General features: G+C 60.4%; 17 protein-coding genes. 10 read left to right on the forward strand and 7 right to left on the reverse strand.

Annotation, left to right across the window (positions count from 1 at the left end; all coding sequences use genetic code 11):
* Nucleotides 1–44 precede the first annotated feature (44 nt).
* The 6 genes from NLY36_RS23525 to NLY36_RS23550 all read right to left on the reverse strand — a co-directional run bounded on the left by NLY36_RS23525 (nucleotide 45) and on the right by NLY36_RS23550 (nucleotide 6947).
* Nucleotides 45–896 (reverse strand): sugar phosphate isomerase/epimerase family protein, encoded by an 852-nt coding sequence (locus NLY36_RS23525; RefSeq protein WP_023667739.1) that lies wholly within the window; start codon nucleotides 894–896, stop codon nucleotides 45–47.
* The gene (locus tag NLY36_RS23530) at nucleotides 893–1918 is read right to left on the reverse strand and encodes an ABC transporter permease (protein ID WP_023695143.1); all 1026 of its coding nucleotides are present in this window, start codon (nucleotides 1916–1918) and stop codon (nucleotides 893–895) included. Before NLY36_RS23530 ends, NLY36_RS23525 begins: the two co-directional genes overlap by 4 nt.
* Nucleotides 1915–2922, reverse strand: a complete 1008-nt coding sequence (locus NLY36_RS23535) for an ABC transporter permease (RefSeq protein WP_023667741.1) — start codon at nucleotides 2920–2922, stop codon at nucleotides 1915–1917. The genes NLY36_RS23530 and NLY36_RS23535 overlap by 4 nt, the downstream gene beginning before the upstream one ends.
* Nucleotides 2915–4429 carry a sugar ABC transporter ATP-binding protein gene (locus NLY36_RS23540; RefSeq protein ID WP_023735712.1) on the reverse strand — a complete coding sequence of 505 codons (1515 nt, stop codon included), beginning with the start codon at nucleotides 4427–4429 and terminating at the stop codon, nucleotides 2915–2917. Before NLY36_RS23540 ends, NLY36_RS23535 begins: the two co-directional genes overlap by 8 nt.
* A gap of 80 nt (nucleotides 4430–4509) precedes the next feature.
* Nucleotides 4510–5502: a substrate-binding domain-containing protein gene (locus tag NLY36_RS23545; protein ID WP_023735711.1), complete on the reverse strand. Its 993-nt coding sequence runs from the start codon at nucleotides 5500–5502 to the stop codon at nucleotides 4510–4512.
* A gap of 365 nt (nucleotides 5503–5867) precedes the next feature.
* Entirely contained in the window at nucleotides 5868–6947 is a 1080-nt protein-coding gene (locus NLY36_RS23550; protein WP_023692318.1) for a substrate-binding domain-containing protein, read from the reverse strand.
* A 1013-nt stretch (nucleotides 6948–7960) separates the two neighbouring features.
* Here NLY36_RS23550 and NLY36_RS23555 point away from each other — a divergent pair.
* From NLY36_RS23555 to NLY36_RS23590, 8 genes are all read left to right on the forward strand, one after another.
* Complete coding sequence (locus NLY36_RS23555; protein ID WP_023667745.1) at nucleotides 7961–8983, forward strand: LacI family DNA-binding transcriptional regulator; 1023 nt, start codon at nucleotides 7961–7963, stop codon at nucleotides 8981–8983.
* Nucleotides 8984–9155: 172 nt separating this feature from the next.
* On the forward strand, nucleotides 9156–10169 hold the full coding sequence (locus NLY36_RS23560; protein WP_023686869.1) for an SIS domain-containing protein: 1014 nt from the start codon (nucleotides 9156–9158) through the stop codon (nucleotides 10167–10169).
* Between the two features lie 28 nt (nucleotides 10170–10197).
* Nucleotides 10198–11517, forward strand: coding sequence for an ABC transporter substrate-binding protein (locus tag NLY36_RS23565; protein ID WP_023735710.1), 1320 nt, complete (start codon nucleotides 10198–10200; stop codon nucleotides 11515–11517).
* Nucleotides 11518–11528: 11 nt separating this feature from the next.
* Nucleotides 11529–12488 (forward strand): carbohydrate ABC transporter permease, encoded by a 960-nt coding sequence (locus tag NLY36_RS23570; protein ID WP_023682778.1) that lies wholly within the window; start codon nucleotides 11529–11531, stop codon nucleotides 12486–12488.
* Nucleotides 12485–13345 carry a carbohydrate ABC transporter permease gene (locus tag NLY36_RS23575; RefSeq protein ID WP_023686871.1) on the forward strand — a complete coding sequence of 287 codons (861 nt, stop codon included), beginning with the start codon at nucleotides 12485–12487 and terminating at the stop codon, nucleotides 13343–13345. Before NLY36_RS23570 ends, NLY36_RS23575 begins: the two co-directional genes overlap by 4 nt.
* A gap of 21 nt (nucleotides 13346–13366) precedes the next feature.
* The gene (locus NLY36_RS23580; protein ID WP_023726218.1) at nucleotides 13367–14221 is read left to right on the forward strand and encodes a sugar phosphate isomerase/epimerase family protein; all 855 of its coding nucleotides are present in this window, start codon (nucleotides 13367–13369) and stop codon (nucleotides 14219–14221) included.
* Complete coding sequence (locus NLY36_RS23585; RefSeq protein WP_023695150.1) at nucleotides 14218–15081, forward strand: PfkB family carbohydrate kinase; 864 nt, start codon at nucleotides 14218–14220, stop codon at nucleotides 15079–15081. The genes NLY36_RS23580 and NLY36_RS23585 overlap by 4 nt, the downstream gene beginning before the upstream one ends.
* Nucleotides 15078–16496, forward strand: coding sequence for an NAD(P)/FAD-dependent oxidoreductase (locus NLY36_RS23590; protein ID WP_023735709.1), 1419 nt, complete (start codon nucleotides 15078–15080; stop codon nucleotides 16494–16496). Before NLY36_RS23585 ends, NLY36_RS23590 begins: the two co-directional genes overlap by 4 nt.
* A 176-nt stretch (nucleotides 16497–16672) precedes the next feature.
* On the opposite strand, the gene NLY36_RS23595 is transcribed toward NLY36_RS23590, so the two are convergent.
* A complete protein-coding gene (locus NLY36_RS23595) occupies nucleotides 16673–17767 on the reverse strand; it encodes a LacI family DNA-binding transcriptional regulator (protein WP_023695152.1) in 1095 nt (364 codons plus the stop codon).
* Nucleotides 17768–17980: 213 nt separating this feature from the next.
* Between NLY36_RS23595 and NLY36_RS23600 the strand changes: the two genes are divergently transcribed.
* Both NLY36_RS23600 and NLY36_RS23605 read left to right on the forward strand, forming a co-directional pair.
* A complete protein-coding gene (locus NLY36_RS23600) occupies nucleotides 17981–18823 on the forward strand; it encodes an ABC transporter substrate-binding protein (protein WP_023735708.1) in 843 nt (280 codons plus the stop codon).
* A gap of 95 nt (nucleotides 18824–18918) precedes the next feature.
* A complete protein-coding gene (locus tag NLY36_RS23605) occupies nucleotides 18919–20460 on the forward strand; it encodes an amino acid ABC transporter permease/ATP-binding protein (protein ID WP_023735707.1) in 1542 nt (513 codons plus the stop codon).
* Nucleotides 20461–20516 lie beyond the last annotated feature (56 nt).

Consider the following 20516-nt stretch of genomic DNA (forward strand, 5'->3'; position numbering starts at 1 on the left):
CGGCTCATGATGTGCCGAGTTTCGATCTCGCATGGCGATGTAACTTATGCGATCAGCCCGTACTGCCGTGCCTTGTTGCGCAAGAACGGCAGACCGTTGCCCATTACAACCGCTTCACTCTCGGCCACCGGACGCCACACGCTGAGGCCAAACGCCAGACGCGGATCCATGTTGATGAAGCTCTCCATCGCGAGCCCGCCCTTGAAGCGGATCGCGGCCAGCGTTGCGAACGTCTCATCCCAATTGCAATTGCCCTCGCCTGGGGTGCCGCGATCAGACTCGGAGAGGTGGATATATTTGAGGTAATCGCGGGCGACGATAATACCGTTGCCCATACCTTTCTCCTCTATGTTCATGTGATAGGTATCAAGGTGCACGAACATATTGTCGGCGCCGACTCTCTCGATTAGTGCCACCGCCTGAGCCGCGGTGTTGATGATGTGGTTCTCGTAGCGGTTCACGGCTTCAACACCGAGTTCGATGCCGCGAGACTTGGCTTGCGCGGCGGCGGACGTCATCACTTTCGCAATGTTATCAAGTTCGTCCTGCGTAGGTGGCACGCCAGTACGCTCGCCGATGCCGCCATAGATTACGCCGCATAGCGCCTGAGCTCCGATGTCGGCCGTCTTGTCGATAGCCACCTTGAGAAAGTCAATCGCCTCCTGTGGGTGGCGCGATGCCCACGCATATTCGGGCAACCCTAGCGAGCACACCGCCTGCATGCCATTTGCCGCCAGCAGCTTGCGGGTGTGATCGGCATCGCAAGAAAATGGATCGGCCAGCGAAATTTCAATGAAATCGAGATCGTATTTTTTCACCGCCGCTACAGTGTGCTCGGCGCCCTCTACGGACCAACCACTCGTCCACATGCTCGTATGAACGCCAAAACCCTTCATCGTGTTATCCTCATGAAATTGAGCTGCCCGGCAGCCCACCGCAAGATCATGACGCCGATCAGCATGATGCCCCAAATGGCTGTGGCCAGGTGCTGGCTGGCGCCCAAGAGATTCAGTCCCGAAGAAAGCAACTGCAAAACGATGAGGGCTAGGAAGACCGAAACGACCTTGCCGAAGCCGCCAAACGGATTCACCCCGCCCAAAAAGCAGGCAAGCACCGTAATCAGCACATAGGACTCGCCATGGCCGACACGGACGGAATTGAATCGTGCCATCATGATAATGCCGGCCAACGCACACATGGCGCCAGACAGCGCGTAGATCAGAATGATCACGCGTCGCGTCGAGATGCCGGAATAGCGCGTCGCCTCGATGTTGGAGCCGACCATATAGTTTGAAAAGCCAAGCCTGGTTCGGGTCATCAAGACATGCCAGACGATGACTGCGCCGAGCAGTATCAGCAGCGGGACAGGAATGCCGACGATGCTGCCGTGGCCCAGGGGCTGGATGAATTCGGGAAAGCCCGAAATATCGGCGCCGCGGGTGAGAAACTCGCCAAGGCCGCGCAGGAAAATCATCACCGAGAGCGAAACGAGGATGGGGTGCGCGCCGGTATAGGCTATCACCGGGCCCATGACCAAGCCGCTTGCCGTGCCAACGCCGACCGCAAGAACGGAACCGAGTAGAAAGGCATAGATGCTTGCGTCCGGTCCTCCGTTGGCCTGAAGAACCCAGGCGAGCGTGAGGCCACAGAGATTGGCCGTGAACGTCACGGCGAGATTGATGCCGCCCGAGATGATCGGCATCAACATCGCGAGCGTAAGCAGTCCAAGTTCAGGCAACTGGAAGGCCACCGATTCAAAGGTAGCTTTGGACAGGAATCGCGGCGAGAGAGATCCGAAGAATGCAATCACCAAAATCAATGTCAGCAAAAGTCCGATATTCTCGGCGCCCAACGTGCCGGCAAGACGGCGCAAGAATCCGTGCCGTAGCGCTCCAGTTTCGAGCACGCGCTGCGTCATGTACCCATCCTCTGCCGCAAGCCCGCGAGGATATGCCCGAGCGGCGCGTTGGACAGCGTGATGGCAATCAAGATGATCGCCCCGACGATCATCTTGAAAGCATAGGGAGAGATGCCGAGGAGGTTCAGCCCGTTTTGCGTCACCGACACAAGAAACACGCCAAGGATGCAACCGAGCACGGTGCCGCGCCCGCCACCCAGCCTGGCACCGCCAAGGACAACAGCTGCCAGCACGTCCAGCTCGCGCCCCACCAATGCGTTGGGCACGACTTCCTGGGAATAGTGCACCTGCACAAGTCCCGCGATCCCGGCCATCAAACCAAGCCAGCCGAAGGCAATGAAGTGCATCGCCGCGATGTTGATACCGAGGCGACGGGCGCCCTCCGGGTTATCGCCAAAAGCGTATAGCTGCCGTCCCGTGGTGGTATACCGGATAAGCCCCCAGGTGGCGGCGACGCAGACCGCCATGATCGCAACCGGCAGTGTTAGCTCGGCCCAATTGCCATTCGCCTGTTGGAACTCGAAAAGCACAGTGCGATGCGTCCACCATGCAGGCAGATTGTAGATCGATACACCGTGCGTGAAGAACATCAGCAGGCCGAAAAAAATATTGAAGGTGGCGATGGTGACAACGATTGAAATGATCTGGAAATAGTAGATGAGGCCGGCGTTCACCGCACCCAGGGCGATCCCGACAATTGCCGCCAAGGTGAGGCCGATGAACCAATCACCACCTCCCATTTGGGCTAGAGCCAGCGCCACAACGTATTGAACCACTGACGCGGCCACAGCGAAGGAGATGTCGATGCCCCCAGCGATCAACACCACCAGCAGCCCAACCGCGAAGATCAGATTTGTCGAGCTTGTGTTGAGCAGATTGAAGAGATTGGCAATGGTGAAGAATTTGTCGCTCGCAACGGAGAGACCTGCGCTCATGATGAGAAGAACCACAACGAGCCATGTCTCGGTGGGATGAGCCCGGAAGAGCTTGCCGCGGTTACGCATAGACGGCAGCTTCCAGGTCACCGAGCGAGATGGCGTGCGGGTCGTATTCGGCGACTATCTTGCCCGCGGCCATATGGAGGATGCGATCGGCGTTGAAATAGACCTCCGGCACTTCATCGGATATCAGCAGAATCGCCAGGCCTTCGGCAGCGAGCTTGGCGACAATCTCGAAGATGCCGGCCCGTGCGCCAACGTCCACCCCCACGGTCGGCGAATCAAGAATGATCAGTTTCAGTCCGACCGCCAGCCATTTGGCGATGGCCACCCTTTGCTGGTTGCCGCCTGAGAGCGTGGAAATCGCATCGGTCTGCCGCCCGACTTTTATCGCCAATTCCTCGATCCAATGATTGACGAGCGCATCCTTCTTCTCCGAGGAGATCAGCCCTCGATCAAGGATCTTGTCGAGCACCGGGATAACGGCGTTGTCGGCGATGGACTGAGCTTGTATGAGACCAAGGGACAAGCGGTCTTCGGAGAGATATCCAATACCCGCGCGGATTGCGTCGCGGTTGGAGTTCAGATGAAGAACCGTCCCGTTGAGTGCGATGCTGCCGCGGTCTGGGCGCAGCATGCCGAAAATCGAAAGCGCGAGTTCTGTGCGACCGGCGCCGAGTAGCCCGGTCAGGCCAAGCGTTTCACCGCGCCGTATTGTCAGCGAAACGTCGTCATAGTCGCCTGCGCGGGTCAATCGGTCGATCTTCAACACGACGGGTGATCCACTAAGGTTTCTCGTGCTCACGGTTTGGTCGAAAGTCTTGCCGGTCATTAGTTCGGTGAGGCGTGATTGGGTCATTCCGGCGGTCGGGAACACCCCAACGACCTTACCGTCGCGCAGAACGGTGACGCGACCTGAGATCTCCAGAACTTCTGCAAGGCGATGGCTGACGAAGACGATAGCCATGCCTTCATTCGAGAGTGTTCGAACGATAGCGAGCAACCGGTCTGTTTCCGATTGAGTAAGCGACGATGTGGGCTCGTCCATGAAAATAACCTTCGCATCGCCGGCGAGCGCCCGGGCGATGGCGACGATCTGACGTTGGGCGATTGCAAAGCTACGCAGAGGCGCGTCGACATCGAGGTCGGCGCCAAGCCGCGCCAACAGCCCTCGCGCCACCTCGCGAATGCGCGAATGATCGACGAGCCGAGGCATGTTGCCGAGGACAGTTCTGATCCCGATATTTTCCGCGACTGTCATTTCAGGAAACAGTGCGAGGTCCTGCCAGATGACTTCCACCCCGGCGCTGCGCGCCGCAGCCGGCGACATGATGTCGACAGACTTTCCGGCGATCGACATGTTTGCGCCGCCTAGCGGCTGACAAACGCCGGTGATTACCTTGATCAGGGTGCTCTTGCCGCTGCCGTTCTCACCGGCGATGCATTGCACTTCGCCCGGGAGAACCTCGAAGGCGACATCCTGGAGGGCTCTAACGCCACCAAATGTGACGCTTATGTTGCTAAACGACAGAACCGGTGGGAGGTCCTGCGTCGTAGACGCGACGAGGTTCACGGCGGGCCCTTCTGAAATGACAAGGATGGGGCGTGCCGGGATTGATCTGCCACCCCGGCACGCCAGCCATGGTCCGCCATCTAAAGCCCTAGGGCTGCAAGACCATCGACCGTTTCGACCGTGATAGGCTGCACAGCGTCCACGATGATGGTGCCGGTTTTGAAGTCAGGGTGAACGACACCCAGACCTTCGATCGTCATGCCGTCGGTGATTTCACCGCCGCCCGCCAGAAAATCAGCCATTGTTACGAATACCTTGCCCGCTTCCAGAGGATTCCACATGTAGCCGCCGTCAATAATGCCGGACTTGAGCATTGCGCTGCCTTGGCTAGGCGAGAATGAACCGACAAGAACCACCTTGTCACCAAGCTTCTGCTCCTCGATCGCGCGTCCGGCGCCGATCGGTCCCTGACTGCCGAACGTCAGGAAGCCGCCGAGGTCAGGATTGGCGGCAAGCACATCCAGAGCCGTCTTTCGGCTGTCATCGGCGCTCTCGGCGACGCCATATCTGTCGCCAACCATCTGCATGTCGGGAAAGTTCTTCTTCAGGTAGGCGATTGCAGCATCGGCCCAGGCATTGTGTGCGGGCACGGTAAGAGAACCCACGTACACGACGTACTTGCCTTTGCCGCCCATTTTCTCGGCAAATAGTTTGGCATGGGCCTCACCGAAACCAACGGCCGAGACCATTTCGAAGTCCCAATCAGCGTTCACCTGGTCCGGCGATTCATGGGTTATGACCTTGATGCCCGTGTCGCGCGCCTTTTTTAGAACCGGCTCGAGAACGTTTGCATCATTCGGCACGACGCCAATTACGCTGACGCCCTGAGCTATCAGGTCTTCGATCGCGCGGACCTGAAGTGCCGGGTCGGCGCTGGTCGGCCCGACCATGAAGCCGTCGTCGCCAAGCTCTTTCGACTTTTCCTTTATTCCCGTTTCCATGGCATTGAACCAGGGAATGCCGCCGATCTTCACGACGACTCCAACCTTGATGTCCTTCGCCAGTGCAGCATCCATTGTGGCGACCGAAAGGGCTGCGCCGAACGCTGCCGCGAGTATAGTTTTTGCTAACATTTAGTTCCTCCCTGATTGACGAGTTTTTGGGTTGCCTATTGCCCATGTCGGCTTTGTTTGGCCCACCCCTTTGGGCCCTACGGCATTGACGCACTCGGCGCCGCATTCCTCCCAGAACGCGCCATAAAAGACTTTGAATGCCGGCCGGTCAAGGTGCTAAATAGATTTAGCAAGGCGGTCACGCCACCAGCGTCTAAAAACATTTCTCGATTGATGTAAACGATCCGCCCTTTCGCACTCAGGCTGCACCCGTAGAAACGACATGCGATCCCCCGCGAGCCTTGGGTGGAGGCGGTGCTACCCAGATCCGAGGTGCTGATGAACGGAGTTGAACTTCTGCAACGATGTCTCGTGACAAAGAATTGCTAGTGGTCGATGCTCGATTTGGATGCCGAATCCCAATCTTCTTGGGCGCCGTCATGCTCTCCGGTTCGCCCAAAGCTGGTCGGTACGGTCACCAGCGGAAAGTGGTCTATCGAATAATTCTCCAGAAGCGAAAATCCTTCAGCAATCATCACCTCGACATTCTGTCGGACCATGGTCACATCGAAGGGCAAATGCGCCGCGAATGGATCCCAGTCGAAGCTTCCGACAACAACCCGTCCAAGCTCACTTGAGGCTAGCGTCGAAGTGAACCGCAATGTTCCTTCAAGAGCGGTCACGCCGTTGACGAACATACCTGAGGGCAGATGCCCAAGCTGAGCGTATCGTGCAGCGAGAGACCGAGCAGCGTTGGTCGGTGCGTATCCGCAGCAGTCAATCGTGCCCGGGCCCGTAACAATCCCATGCGCTGCCAGCGCATCGTGAAAACCCAGCAAACGGCTACGTGTTGCGTCATCATCGCTGACCCCGCCAAAGAAGAAGAGATCTTCGGTGGAGCCCCCTCGTTCTTTCAATTTCTGAACAATGATCTCTGTGAGCGCCTTGGCGCCCCCGTAGTTGTCAGAAACAACTGAGGGAGCCCGGCGGCCTGGCAGATCGATGTTGATGCACCGGACGCCCGCTGCCCGGCACAGATCATTCAGCGGATCGGGGTCACGAACGCCCGCAAGGAAGAGAAATTCCACCTGCTGGGCCAGCAGGGTTTCCGTCACACTCAACTCGTTATCAGGATTGCGATGGGTGCTGACGACGATCGGGCACAAGCGGTGGACGCGGGATTCCGCTTCGAAGGCTTCGGCCAATCCGGCGAAGAAGCGATTGCGGTAATGTGGCAAGATCATTCCAGCGAGCCCGGATCGGGAAAGCCGCAATCCTCGTGCCTTGAGGTTGACAGCATAGCCAAGCCGCTCAGCCCAATCGAGGATGGTCGCTGCGGTTTCCGCCTTGATCCGGTGCTGTTGCCACGAGCCATTGAGGACGAGACTGACCGCTGTCGGGGACGACTTTGCCGCCACCGCGATGTCATAAATCGTTGACTTGCGTCGGACAGACTTTCTCGCCATTCGTGACGCTCCTACTAGCAGATGCAGTAGACGCTAGTGCGGGGTCAAGGCAACATCTCTAAATTGCGTCAAACGGTTTGGAGGAGCGACCCCACGGAAGGACGCGGCCTCTCGTGCCTCCGGTCCGGTCTCCCTGATTGTCTCGATCGTTGCAATGACAGCGCCAGGGAAATCGGCAGATTTGGGATTTTCCCTGAAGCTTCGTTCAGCGTCACTGGAGACACCAACCCCAGTGTTTCGGCTTTGGTCTCCCCGATGATCAATCACCTTGCAAAGGTCGACGAGAAGTTTCGATCAGTTTGGAGCCCACCGTTGGCGATGGTCGGGCGCACGCGCCACGATCGAGTCCTCCGTTTCAATAGCGGGAAGATGAAAGTTTTGGGTTTCTGAGTCTCTATCTGGCCCCAAAAGGGTGCTGCCGGATGCGCCTTCGTCTCCGGGCGTTGTTTGCGTACTTGGCCGAGGTGCCCTTGCTTGGCAAGTTCCTTCCGCGACAAGGGTCTGCTCGACAGCATTTTCGTCGCTATTGCCAATGCGGAGCCCCGGAGGATCAAAACCGGTTAGCAGCATGATGCCGACGGTTCAGAGCAAGCGACTCAGATTCCCGATTTGCTCAGAGTCCCCCGGCCTGTGGCTCTCCGTGCAGCGGGCCTTGAGCGTCTGGCTCGACCTTTTTGAAAGCTCGCCTCCAATCGCTGGACGAGTTTGGCGGCAAGGCTAGTCGTCTCCATCGGTGTTATGATCGATGCCAGGGAGGCCGCCTGGACCATGGCGTGAACTCATTGCCGTATGCTGGCAGTGCAAGGCAATGAACTGACTGCACAACATGTAGGTGCATTCGTGGATCAAATTTCCAGATAGCCAAACAGCGCGCGTATCTCGATTAGGTGGCAAGGAGTTGCGAAAGCTATGTTCGCAGTTTGAGAATCGTCCGATATGCCGCACAACGATGCCGGCAAGACGAGCCGAGAATGATCTGACGCAATGTTCAGATCCAAGAAGGACGGTTACCTGTGGCCCAGAAAGGAATCACACTAAAGGACGTTGCCGCAGCGGCTAAGGTGTCGCGCGCCACGGCCGCCCGGGCGCTCAACAGCTATGGTTACGTTGGCGACGAGACGGCGCTCCGCGTGGTTGAGGCAGCCGAAAGGCTGGGCTATCGGGCCAACCTCGTCGCGCAGGCGCTGCGCAGTGGACAATTGCCGATCATAGGCTTCGTGCCCGGCGATATCCAGAATCCGTTCTTCGCCCGAATCGCGCACGACATAGAGGTGGAACTGCGCAAGCACCGCCACAATCTTCTGATTGCCAGCAGCGAGGAGAATGTAGAACAGGAGAAAGAACTGCTTGAGAGCCTTCGCTCGCTCAGCATTCGCGGCTTCATCCTTGCCCCAACGTCTGCAACCGACAGCCAGCATATTGTGCAACTGGCCCGCGAAGGCGCGCCGATCGTGCTCATCGACCGCGTGGTAAAGGACCTGCAATGCGACAGCGTCGTCGTCGACAACGAGGGCGGGGCACGCGAGGCAGTGGACTATCTGGTTGGCAACGGTCACCACCGGATCGGTCTTCTGCGCGACGAGTCACGCATCTTTACGGCACAGGAACGCTTGGCTGGCTACGAAAACTCGCTCCACTCGCATGGGATCGCAATCGATGAAGCGCTCATCGGCGTATCGCGCTCGACCGTCGAGCACGCCATCGAAGCCACGATCCGCCTGTTCAGCCGGCGCAATCGCCCCACCGCACTGTTCACGGTGGACAGCCTCATGACGCAAGGCGCGCTTCTTGGCCTGCGTTCAATGGGGCTCTCGATTCCGCATGACGTGTCGGTGGTTGGCTTCGATGACTTCAACCTCGCCACGTTCACCGATCCGCAGATAACGGTCGTGGCGCAACCCATCTCCGAGATCGGACCGCTCGCCGCTAGATATCTGCTGGAGCGGCTTGCCGGCAAAAAGGTTGCACCGCGCCGTACCCGATTTCAGACCCGCTTGATCGTACGCGGATCGGTTGCCCGGCGCGCTGTGCGCTAAAGAGCAAACCCCTCGATTTCGGAGAATTTCGTCTAAAGGACTTGCCATTGGCGAAATTGCGTGCCCATTATTGCTTGTGAGATCGATCTCACATCGGAAAACGAGCTAGACGGCCCACCGACGCCTAAGGCGGGCTAGAGGCCTGTCACACGCGAAATACAAGGAAAACGTCATGCTGAACTTCGATAGGGACCGCTTCGTGAAGATCCAAAGCGGGGCCGTCGCCGTCGCAGGTGAGGTTCGCTCACTGATGCGCACACTGCTGGCAGATGGCGTCGAGCGGCTGTTTTTCATGGGCACCGGCGGCGTGCAGCTTCTAACCTTGCCCGCGATCGAGTTGGCGCAGCGCTGTTCCACCTTCCCGGTGAGCGGTGCCTATCCGGCGCAGGTCGTGATCGATCCGCCCGCCGGTCTCGACAGCAAGGCCGTGGTGGTCATCCCGTCCTTGTCGGGCACGACCAAGGAAGGCGTCGAGCTCATGGCCTTTCTGAAAAAACGTGGTGTGCGCACGATTTCGCTCACCGGCCATTCGGATACGCCAATCGCACGGGAGGCTGACCACAATTTCACGAACTTCGCCGAAGACGACACCTCGTCGGAATCCTTCTACCTGCAGACGCTGCTGATCGTCCTGGCCCTGCTGGAAGAGCGCGGCGAATATGATGATTTTGATGGCACTGTCGCCGAACTCAAACTGCTGCCGGATCTGCTTGCCGACGCCAAGGCTGCCTTTGAGGACAGGGCGGCCGAACTGGCCCAGACAATCAAGGACGATACCTATCACATCTTCACCGGCGCCGGCTCGGTGTGGCCGGAGGCACACTATTACGGCATGTGCATCCTCGAAGAGATGCAGTGGATTCGCACCCGCCCGGTGCACGCCGCCGACTTCTTCCACGGTACGCTCGAGTTGGTCGAGCCGGGCGTCAGCGTTTTCGTGTTCAAGGGCGAAGATGCCCTTCGGCCCCTGGCCGACCGGGTCGAGAACTTCGCCAGGCGCTACACGGACCGCGTTCGCACGCTGGACGCGGCCTCGGTCAAGTTGCCGGGCATCTCCGCAAAGGTCCGCGGCATGATCTCGCCGGTTCTGCTCGCCACCTTGCTCGAGCGGCTGAGCGCCCATCTCGAGGTGCTGCGCAACCACCCGCTGACCACCCGTCGCTACTACAAACGCGTGGAATATTGATCCCCTCTCACCTCTGAAGGAGCTATCCATGAAACGTTCGCTGCAAGTCGTGGCGGTCACGGTGGCCGCGGTATCATCATTGTTGTCGATAAGCGGCAGTTCCGCCGCTTCGCCGGCTGTCACGGCCGACCCAAACGCCAAGGTGGAATACACCGGCACGCTTTCGGTCCTGACCAAGTTCGGGCTGCAACAGCTGTCGCCCTATTTCGTCAACCTGGCACAGGCCTATGAGAAGCTCCATCCGGATGTGAAGGTCGAACTTATCCAGGAGAGCGACGACAGCGTGAAGGGCAAGACCAAGACGCTGGTCGCTTCCAACTCGCTGCCCGATATCTATTTCTCCTGGACAGGCAGTTGGGGTGGCAATTTCGTGCGCGGCAATCGCGCCGTTGATCTCACGCCCGTCATTGCTGCCGATACCGAGTGGGGCAAGTCGCTGTCTCCAGCCGCCGTCAAGGCGTTCCAGTACAACGGCAAGTTCTATGGCATTCCGCTTTACCAGGATGCCAAGTTCATGGGCTACAACAAGCAGATCTTCGCCAAGCTCAGCCTCAAGGCACCCGCCACTTTCGAGGACTTGCTGACCAGCTGCGATGCCATCCGCAAATCCGGCGTGACACCGATCTCCTTCGGCAACAAGGAGGCTTGGCCGGCGATCCACTTTGCAGGCCAGCTGCTCGCCTACAACGTGCCGCAGGCAACGCTGGAACGCGACTTCGATCCGGCCACCGCCCAATACAGCGATCCAGGCTATGTCGCAGCACTCAAGCAGTTCAGCCAGCTTGTCGAGCGCTGCACCGATGGCGCCGGCGTCAACGGCACATCCTATGCCTCGGCTCTCCAGGCCTTCACCAACGCCCAGTCGGCCATGTACTACCAGGAAATCATCGAGTTCGATCAGGCCGCCACGCCGGAGTCGGCGTTAAAGCCCGCCGATTTCGGATTCTTCCGGCTGCCGGTGCCCGCCGGCGCCAAGGGTGACGCCAAGTCGATCGAGGGCGCGCCGGAGGGCTACATGATCAATGCGGCATCGAAGAACATCCCGCTGGCGATCGATTTCATGAAGTTCGTGACCTCGAAGGAAAATGCGCAGGTCTTGTCTGCGCCACCCTATGGCCAGCCGAGCGCCACCATCGGCGGCGCCTCGGAATCGAACATGAGCGCGACTGTGGTCGATGGCCTCAAGGATATCAACGCCGCCTCATACCTCATGCCCTGGCTGGATACGGCCAACCCACCGCGCGTCGCCGCCGTCTGGCTGTCCAGCCTGCAGGCGCTGGCGGGCGGCTCGATGACGCCCGAGCAAGTGATGGACGAGGTGCGCAAAGCCGCATCCGCGGCCAAATAAAGCAGGCGAGCATGGCAAGGGCCTCGGACACAGTGGACAGCGGCGCCGACATCGGCGTCGCCAGGCCGCAACGGCCAAAGAGCCGGCGGGCCTGCTTCGCCAACCTGTTGTCGTTGCGATGGGCGGCGATCGCGCTCATCCTCATCGGCTGGTTCGTCTATTATCCGATCGTCGACAATTTCATCGTCAGCACCACCGACCAGGACATCTACACCGGCGAGGTCACCAATGTCGGCCTCGCCAACTACGACCGGCTGCTGCATGACCCGGTCGTGCTGCTGGCGCTGTGGAACAACTGCCTCTACGCTCTCATCTCCGTCATCTTCCAGGTCTTCGGCGCGTTCCTGCTGGCGGCCATTATCGAGGACCTGAAAAGCGAAAGCTGGCGCCGGCTGTGGCGCGCCGTCTATTTCGTGCCGTCGGCAATCTCGATCACGGTGACCGGCCTGCTGTTTTATTTCATCTACCAGCCGCAGATCGGCTTGCTGGATGCCGCGCTCAGCCGTGTTGGACTGAGCCAGCTCGTCATGCCTTGGCTCGGCAATGAGCACACCGCCATCTATGCCATCATCGCCATGAGCCAATGGCAGGGTTTTGGCTATTCGACGCTGCTGTTCGCCATCGCCATCCAGAAGATCCCGCGCGACCTCTACGATGCCGCAACGATCGACGGCGCGGGTCCTCTTCGCCGCCTGTGGAGCATCACCTTTCCGCTGACCCGGGAAATGACGGGGTTGATGATCATCGTCACCATCACGGGCGCGTTCCAGGTGTTCAACGAGGTCATGGTGATGACCGCAGGCGGGCCCAACAACAGCAGCCAGGTGCTGGGCACGTGGCTCTACCAGAAGGCCTTCATCGAGGACAATTTCGGCTATGGCGCGGCGATCGCCGCCGTCATCTTCATGTTGACCATGCTCACAGGTGCGGCACAGCTCTGGTACACCAAGCGCCGCCGGGTGCAGCTATGAGTGCGATGGTCGCAGCCGGTCGCAGCCGGCACGTCAATGTGTGGTCGGTCATCGCCAGGACGTTGCTCTATTCATTCCTGGTCTGCCTTGGTGTCGTCGTCATCTATCCGCTGATCTGGATGGCGCTGAGCGGCTTCAAGGACAATGCGCAGATCTTCGGCGATCCCTTCGCCCTGCCCACCCATTGGTCGTGGAACAATTACGTGCAAGCGTGGAACCAGGGCGTGCGTGGCTACGTGACAGTCTCGGTGCTGGTGACCGTCGCTTCGGCCATATGCACCGTGCTGATCAGCGCCTGGACGGCTTTCGGCCTGACCCGCACCAAGATGCCGGCAAAGCCGCTGGTTATCGCCATCGTTCTGGGCGGCTTGATGCTGAGCCCCACGGTGGCGATCATTCCACTGGTGAAGATGTTGCAGGCGCTCGGTCTCTACAACACCTACTGGGCGCTGATCATTCTCTACACGGCGTTCCGTGTGCCGTTCACCACCTTCCTCATCCGCGCCTACATGCTGGATCTGCCTGAAGACATCGACGAGGCGGCGACGATGGATGGCGCCAGCGAGGGTCAGATCTTCTGGCGCATCACCTTGCCGCTGTGCCGGCCGATCATCATTTCCTGCGTCATCCTGCACGTCCTGTTCGCCTGGAACGAATATCTCTTCGCCATGATCTTCACGAGCGGCTCGGATGTGCAGACGCTGCCGGTCGGACTGACGTCGATCATGGCAACCCACGGGACCAACTATGCCGTGGTGTTCGCGGCCATGACGATCTCGGCGCTGCCTATCGTGATCGTGTTCTTTGGCGCGCAACGCTACTTCATCCGTGGCTTGGCCGAAGGCATCGGCAAATAACAATTCCCGAAAGGAGCCTTCATGCCGCAGCTCGCTGCTCATCAGCTGATCGGAGCCAATTTCAGCTTCCAGCACTTCCCCTTCGATGAGGTCGCCAGGACGATCCGAGGCTTTGGCCTGCGCGAGATCGAGCTGTGGGGGATTGCCCAGCATCTGGACCTGTTCCACGCCACGGACGCACGTGTCGAATCCGTTCGCCGGGTACTCGCCGACAACGAGCTGTCGGCCTGGTGCTTTACGCCTGAGCAGGTGTTGTATCCAATCAACATTGCCTCCGGCGACGCCGCACTGCGCCAGGACAGCATCGAGCGGTTTTGGCGTGCAGCCGACATCTGCGCGGCGCTTGGCGCCCGCTATCTCTTCCTGACGCCCGGCCGGGGCTACGAGAGCGAACCCCGGCAACCGGCATGGGACCGCGCGGTCGGTTCGATCGGCGAGATCGCCCGGCGCGCCGCCGCAAACGGGGTGCGCTGCCTGCTCGAGCCGTTGCAGCGGTTCGAGAGCAACCTCGTCAATAATGCGGCAGGCCTGCGCCAAATGCTGGATGAGGTGGGCGCCGGCAATATCGATATCGTGCTCGACACTGTCGCCATGGCCACGGCCGGCGACACCGTGGCCGGCTATGTCGACCTGTTCGGCTCGCGGCTGGCGCATGTTCATCTGGTCGACGGCACGCCAGCCGGGCATCTGGTGTGGGGGGAGGGCACGCTGCCGCTCGACCACTATGTCAGCGAACTCGCGCGCCTCGGCTATGCCGGTAAGTTCACCTTCGAGCCGTTCGGCAACGGCTCCTACGCGCTCGATCCGGTAAAAGCCTGGACACGCTGCCTTGGCGCCATCGCGCCGTATATCGATCGCGCAACGGTGCCGGCATGAGGTCGAAAAAGCTTATCGCGGTCGGGGACAATTGCCTTGATGCCTATTTGACCAACAACTTGATGACGGTGGGCGGCAATGCCTTGAATGTCGCGGCGCAATGGCGGCGCAACGGCTGGTCCGCGCGCTATTTCGGCGCCGTCGGGAACGATCCCGAAGGCGACGTGGTGCTTGCCGAACTGCAAGGTGCCGGCCTATCTCCGGACGACGTCGAACGGCGTCCCGGCGATACGGCCGTCACCTTGCTGCGCGATGAATCCGGCGACCGGAAGTTCCTGCACGAATCCTTCGGTGTGGGCGAAAACTACATGCCGGCGCCCGCGCATTATGCGGTCATCGCCGCGGCCGACTGGGTGCATCTCGGCACCAACGCCAACAAGCACCTTGTTCAACGATTGGTGGCGGACCATGTGCCGTTCAGCATCGATCTATCGACCGCCCATATGGCGCTGCCGCTCGACGGTGTCCCGCTTTTGTTTGCGTCCGGACCGGACGATGTCGATGTTCCCATCGAGCCATCGCTGGGCGCGCTCAGGGCGGCCGGCGCAAGGCAGGTAGTTTTGACCTGTGGTCGACGCGGCTCCTACTTCGACGATGGCACGAATGTCGTGCATGCGCCGGCGACGCTTGTCGATGTCGTGGATACGTGTGGCGCCGGCGACAGTTTCATTGCCACTTTCCTCGCCGGCTTCCATTTCGGCGGCCTCGGCGCCCTGGAGGCATTGCACAGGGCGTCGATCGCGGCGGCGCAGACCTGCACCCATCTTGGCGGGTTTCCCCAGAGACCGCGTCCGATACCCGATTGGCTGCCAGCCAAATATGCCAGCTTCATTGTCGATGCGCAGGGAGCCCAAGCGTGAGTACAATTCGTTTGCGGCAGCCTGCGGTCGCGCTTGCATCTGACCGGTCGTTTTGGCTGCAGGACATTGCCGCCGCCCCTGCGACCGAGCCATTGCGAGGCGACGAGCGCGCCGACGTGGTGATCGTCGGTGGCGGCTATACCGGTCTGTGGACGGCGCTGCGGATCCTTGAACTTGCGCCGCAAACGCGGGTGGTGATCCTTGAAGCCGATCTGTGCGGATCGGGGGCCTCGGGGCGCAACGGCGGTCAGGTCCATTCATGGTTCGCCGAAATCGACCAGATCAGTGCGGTCGTCGGTCTCGAGGAAGCGCGCCTGCTGTGCGCCGACACGGTGGCATCGATCGCGGAGCTGAAGACGCTGCAGCAAAACGGCACCATAGACATGGACCTGAGGCTGGACGGATGGTTGTGGACAGCAAGCTCCATTGCGCAGGAAGGCGCCTGGGAGACCGCCGTGGCCTTGACGGCGGTTGTTGGAGAAAACCGTTTCAGCCCGCTGACAGCCGAGGACATTCAACGCCGCACCGGTTCATCGGCCTCCTATGTCGGCGTCGTCGAGACCACTGCCGGCACGGTCCATCCCGCCAAACTTGCCATCGGATTGCGCAAGCTGGCACTGGCACGCGGCGTCATCATCCATGAGCGCAGCCCGGTCCTCGCCATCGAACCCGGCATGACATGCACGGTGCGCACGGCGCATGGCGCGGTACGGGCTGACAAAATCGTGCTTGCCGCCAACGCCTGGCTTTCCGCGCTGCCGGAACTGCGGCGACATCTTTATGTCGTCGGCAGCGAGGTGATTGCCACTGCCGCCGTTCCCGAACTGCTCGACAGCATCGGTTGGCGCGACGGTGCCTCGATCTGCGATTCCCAGGCCCAGGTGCTCTACTACCAGCGCACCATCGGGGGCAGGGTGGTCTTCGGTCGTGGCAGCGGCAACGTCGCCTTCAGTGGAAATTTCGGCGCCAGCTTCAACCGCAGCCCGGAGCACGGTCGCGACAATATGCGAGAGCTGCATCGGGTCTACCCCTCGCTGCGCGGTGTGGCGATCGAATATGACTGGTCGGGGCCGATCGACTGCGTGCCTGAACACGTTCCTGTCTTCGACCACCTGCGCGATCATCCCAATATCTTCTACGGCATGGGATTTAACGGCACCGGCATCGCGCAGACGCCGATAGCCGGACGCATTCTGGCGAGCCTGGTGCTCGAGCGAAAGGATCGCTGGAGCGAAAGTGGTCTGGTCGGCATCGAGCGGCGCATGTCGCTGCCGCCCGAGCCTTTGCGTTATCTCGGCGCCAAGCTTGTCCGCGCCGCGGTGCGCCGCAAGAACGAGGCCGAGATCCGCAACCGAAAGGCGGGCAGGATCACCAATCTTCTGGCGGCCCTGAAGCCAGGCAGGCGCAAGAAGTAGCCGGGCATCTGGCTCATCGTCACGCTCTTCAAACCATGAGCCGGCACGTGCCGTCCCGATGACGGTGGACGCGGCATTGCGATCAGGTGCTTGCTGGGTTGATCGACGTACATTCTTAAAGCGGAGTGCGTCGACCTTGTTCTAACGTATTCATGTGGGCCGTATCGCCGTCACACCTATGCTTGGCGCACTTGCGGCTTTCCATTCGAGGGCGGGCCAACGGATCCGCGTGCAATGATGGCGGTCGGCAAAACGAGCTTTTCCGCCGGGCGGGAATCTCCCTTCAATCGCCGGATGAGCAATTCCGCGACGCTCTTGCCAAGCGCGTAGACGGGCTGGTCGATAACGGTGATGGGCGGCGTGGTGACGCTCGTCCAGTCCGCATCATGGAAAGTGATGAGCGAAATGTCGTCGGGAACCCGCAGGCCGCGCTCGCGGGTCACCTTGAAGATCTCCAGCGCAATGACGCTGTCGGAGGCGAGGATCGCCGTCGGCCGATCCGGCGCCGACAGCATCTCGCCGGCAACCCTGCGCGTTTCGGTGGGGCTTGTCGCGCCAAGGCGAACAAAGCGTTCTGGCCGATCAAGTCCGGCCTCTCGGCACACGGTGAGGAAACCGTCGATGCGCTCACGGACCGACGAGGTGTAGATCTGCCCGAGATCGCGGTACTCGTGCCCTTCGGCGTCGACCGCGGTCACATAGGCGATGTTGCGGTGGCCGGCATCGGCTAGAAAGCGGGTCGCCAGCATGGCGATGCCGCGATCGTCGGTCGTGACCGTATCGACATCCAGATCTGCCAGCGCCCTATCCAGCAGGGCAAGCGGTCGGCCCGAGCGGTGGATATCGCGCAGGTGCGCGATGTCGCGCGATTCCGACGGCGTGACGATCAGCCCGTCGACGCGCTTGCCGATGAGCAGTTTCACGGCCGCCTTTTCCGCCTCGATCTTCTCGCCGGAATTGGCCAGGATGACGTTGAACCCCGCTGTCTTTGCCGCGTCGCTGATGCCGCGTACCGCGAGGCTGAAGAACGGGTTCTCGATGTCGCCGACAACCACGCCGATGATGCCGGAGCGGCCGGTCGTCATGCTGCGGGCGAGCTCGTTCGCACGATAGTCCAAGGCCTTGGCCGCAGCCATGACTTCCGCGCGGATCATGTCGCTGACGACGCCGTATCCGCCGAGCACGCGCGCGGCTGTCGCTTTCGAAACATTGGCCGCGCGGGCGACGTCGCTGACCGTTATCGACGGGCTCTTGGGGGCGGTTCTTTTCATCGGATGACGACTACAAGAGTTGTTGACGGGAGGTCAACGTGGCGATAACGATTAACAAAGAGACCGGTCTCACGCAATATGAGACCGGTCTCTTTAAAAGGAGTGGAGCCGAGAGGCGTGACGGACCGTGATTTCGGCAAGGGCATGTCGGCGCGCCAGATGGCGGCTCGACGCAAATACCAAGAAGAACAGACCTTCAGAGTGGAGAAAGACATGAGCAGGAAAGAAATTCTCAAGTCGTTGATGTGCCCGGTCAGAACCGGCGCAATGGCTCTTATGGCGATGTGCGTCGGCGCCGGGCTGGTTTCAGGAGCGGCCGCCGCGGATGACAATCCCTATGGCCTCATTGATGCGAAGGTCATCAGCGTCGGAACCATGGGCGATGCCAAACCCTACGCTTTCACCCAGGCCGATGGGTCGTTCACCGGCTTCGACATCGAATTGTTCCGCAACGTCGCGAGCCGCCTTGGCTTCAAGCCCGACCAGGTGATCTTCACCGGCCAGGAATTCTCGGCGCTGATGCCTTCGGTTGCAAACGAGCGTTTCGATGTCGCGGTCGCGGCAATCGGCACGACGGAAGCACGCAAAAAGACCGTCGACTTTTCCGACGGGTATATCGCAGGCTATCTCTCCGTGCTTACCGCAGACAAGTCGATCACGTCGGCGGACGGGCTCAAGGGCAAACGTCTCGGCGTCGTGCAAGGCACGCTCCAGGAAATCTACGCGGCGAAGAATTTTGTCGGAACCGATCTCGTCAAATTCCCCGACAACAACTCCGCCGTTTCGGCGCTTAACAACGGAACCGTGGATGCCCACTTCCTCGATTACGAGGCCGCCAAGGACTATGGCCTTCGCTACCCGAACCTGAAGATCGCGGTCAATATTCCTTCCTTTGACGCGCCGGCCGGCTTTGTCCTGCGCAAGGGCAACGACAAGCTCCGCAATGCGCTGAACACCGCCCTTCACGCGGCCATGCAGGACGGCACCTGGAAGACGCTTTATGAAAAGTGGTTCCCCGGCTCGCCGATGCCCGACCAGTATCTTCCCAAGAAGTAGACCGTACCCGGCCGCTGGCTTTCATGCCGGCGGCCGGATTACGCCGCCGTCCATGATGCGGACGATGTAAATAGCGCAACCAAAAAGGGGGGCGAATGAACTGGCTCGAAAACCTGCGGCGCAGTTTCCTCGACTGGCAGGCAATGGCGGACGTGCTGCCCAGCATGATCACCATCGGATTGAAGAACACCTTGATCCTCGCCGCCGCGTCGACGGTACTGGGTGTCATCCTCGGCATGATCCTGGCGGTCATGGGCATCTCGCAATCGCGCTGGCTGCGCATTCCGGCGCGGGTCTACACGGATATTTTCCGTGGCCTGCCGGCGATCGTCACCATCCTGCTGATCGGCCAGGGCTTTGCCCGCATCGGCCGTGAAATCTTCGGGCCTTCGCCCTTTCCGCTCGGCATTCTTGCGCTGAGCCTGATCGCCGGCGCCTATATCGGCGAAATCTTTCGCTCGGGCATCCAGAGCGTCGAGCGCGGGCAGATGGAGGCCTGCAGGGCGCTCAGCATGAGCTACGGCCAAGGCATGCGCCTGATCGTGATCCCGCAAGGCATCCGCCGCGTCTTGCCGGCCCTCGTCAACCAGTTCATCGGCAACGTCAAGGATTCAAGCCTTGTCTACTTCCTCGGTCTGCTCGCCTCGGAGCGCGAGATCTTCCGTGTCGGTCAGGACCAGGCAGTGGTCACCGGAAACCTCTCGCCATTGCTTCTGGCCGGCGTGTTCTATCTCGTCATCACCGTGCCGTTGACCCATGTGGTCAACTACATCGACAACTCGCTGCGGGTCGGAAAGCAAAAGGCCGGCCTCGTCATCAGCGGCCTGGCCGAAGTGAGCGAACTGGAGGGCGCCACCGGCAGTGCACCTTCGGAGGCCGGGTCTGATGCCCGCTCAGCGCTGCCCCGCTTCAAGGGCGGCAGTCTCGCCATCACCGATCTCGACATGGCCTATGGCGACCTCGATGTTCTCAAAAGCGTCAGCCTGGCAGTCAAGCCTGGCACGGTCACATGCGTGATCGGCCCATCAGGTTCGGGCAAGTCGACCCTGCTGCGCTGCCTCAACCGCCTGGTCGAGCCCAAGGGCGGTGAGGTGTTGCTCGATGGTGCGAGCATCCTGGCGATGAAGCCTGAAAAACTGCGCCGGCGTATCGGCATGGTTTTCCAGCAGTTCAATCTGTTTCCCGACCACACCGCGCTCGAAAACGTCATGCTGTCGCTGACCAAGGTAAAGGGGCTCCCTGTACAGGAAGCTGAGCGCATCGCCGAGGCGCGCCTTGCCGACGTCGGGCTTGCGACCCGCAAACACCATCGTCCAGGGAGCCTTTCCGGTGGCCAGCAGCAGCGTGTGGCAATCGCTCGTGCATTGGCGATGGACCCGGAGGTCATCTTGTTCGATGAGGTAACGAGCGCACTCGATCCAGAACTGGTGAAGGGTGTGCTCAACCTCATGGCGGATCTCGGCCGGCGCGGCATGACAATGGTCGTGGTGACGCATGAAATGGGCTTCGCCCGCAAGGTCGCCGATCAGGTCGTCTTCATGGATGAAGGCCGCATCATCGAGGCCGGCACGCCTGCCGCGATTTTCGACACGCCGAAAAGCCCGCGTCTGAAGCACTTCCTTGCCGAAGTGCTTTGATCACGCATGAGCCCTTCAAGACGGCCGCCCAAACCAACCTCCACCAGTGAAAGATA

This window comes from Mesorhizobium sp. C399B (genome assembly GCF_030323185.1).
In the GTDB taxonomy this organism is placed as follows: Bacteria; Pseudomonadota; Alphaproteobacteria; order Rhizobiales; family Rhizobiaceae; genus Mesorhizobium.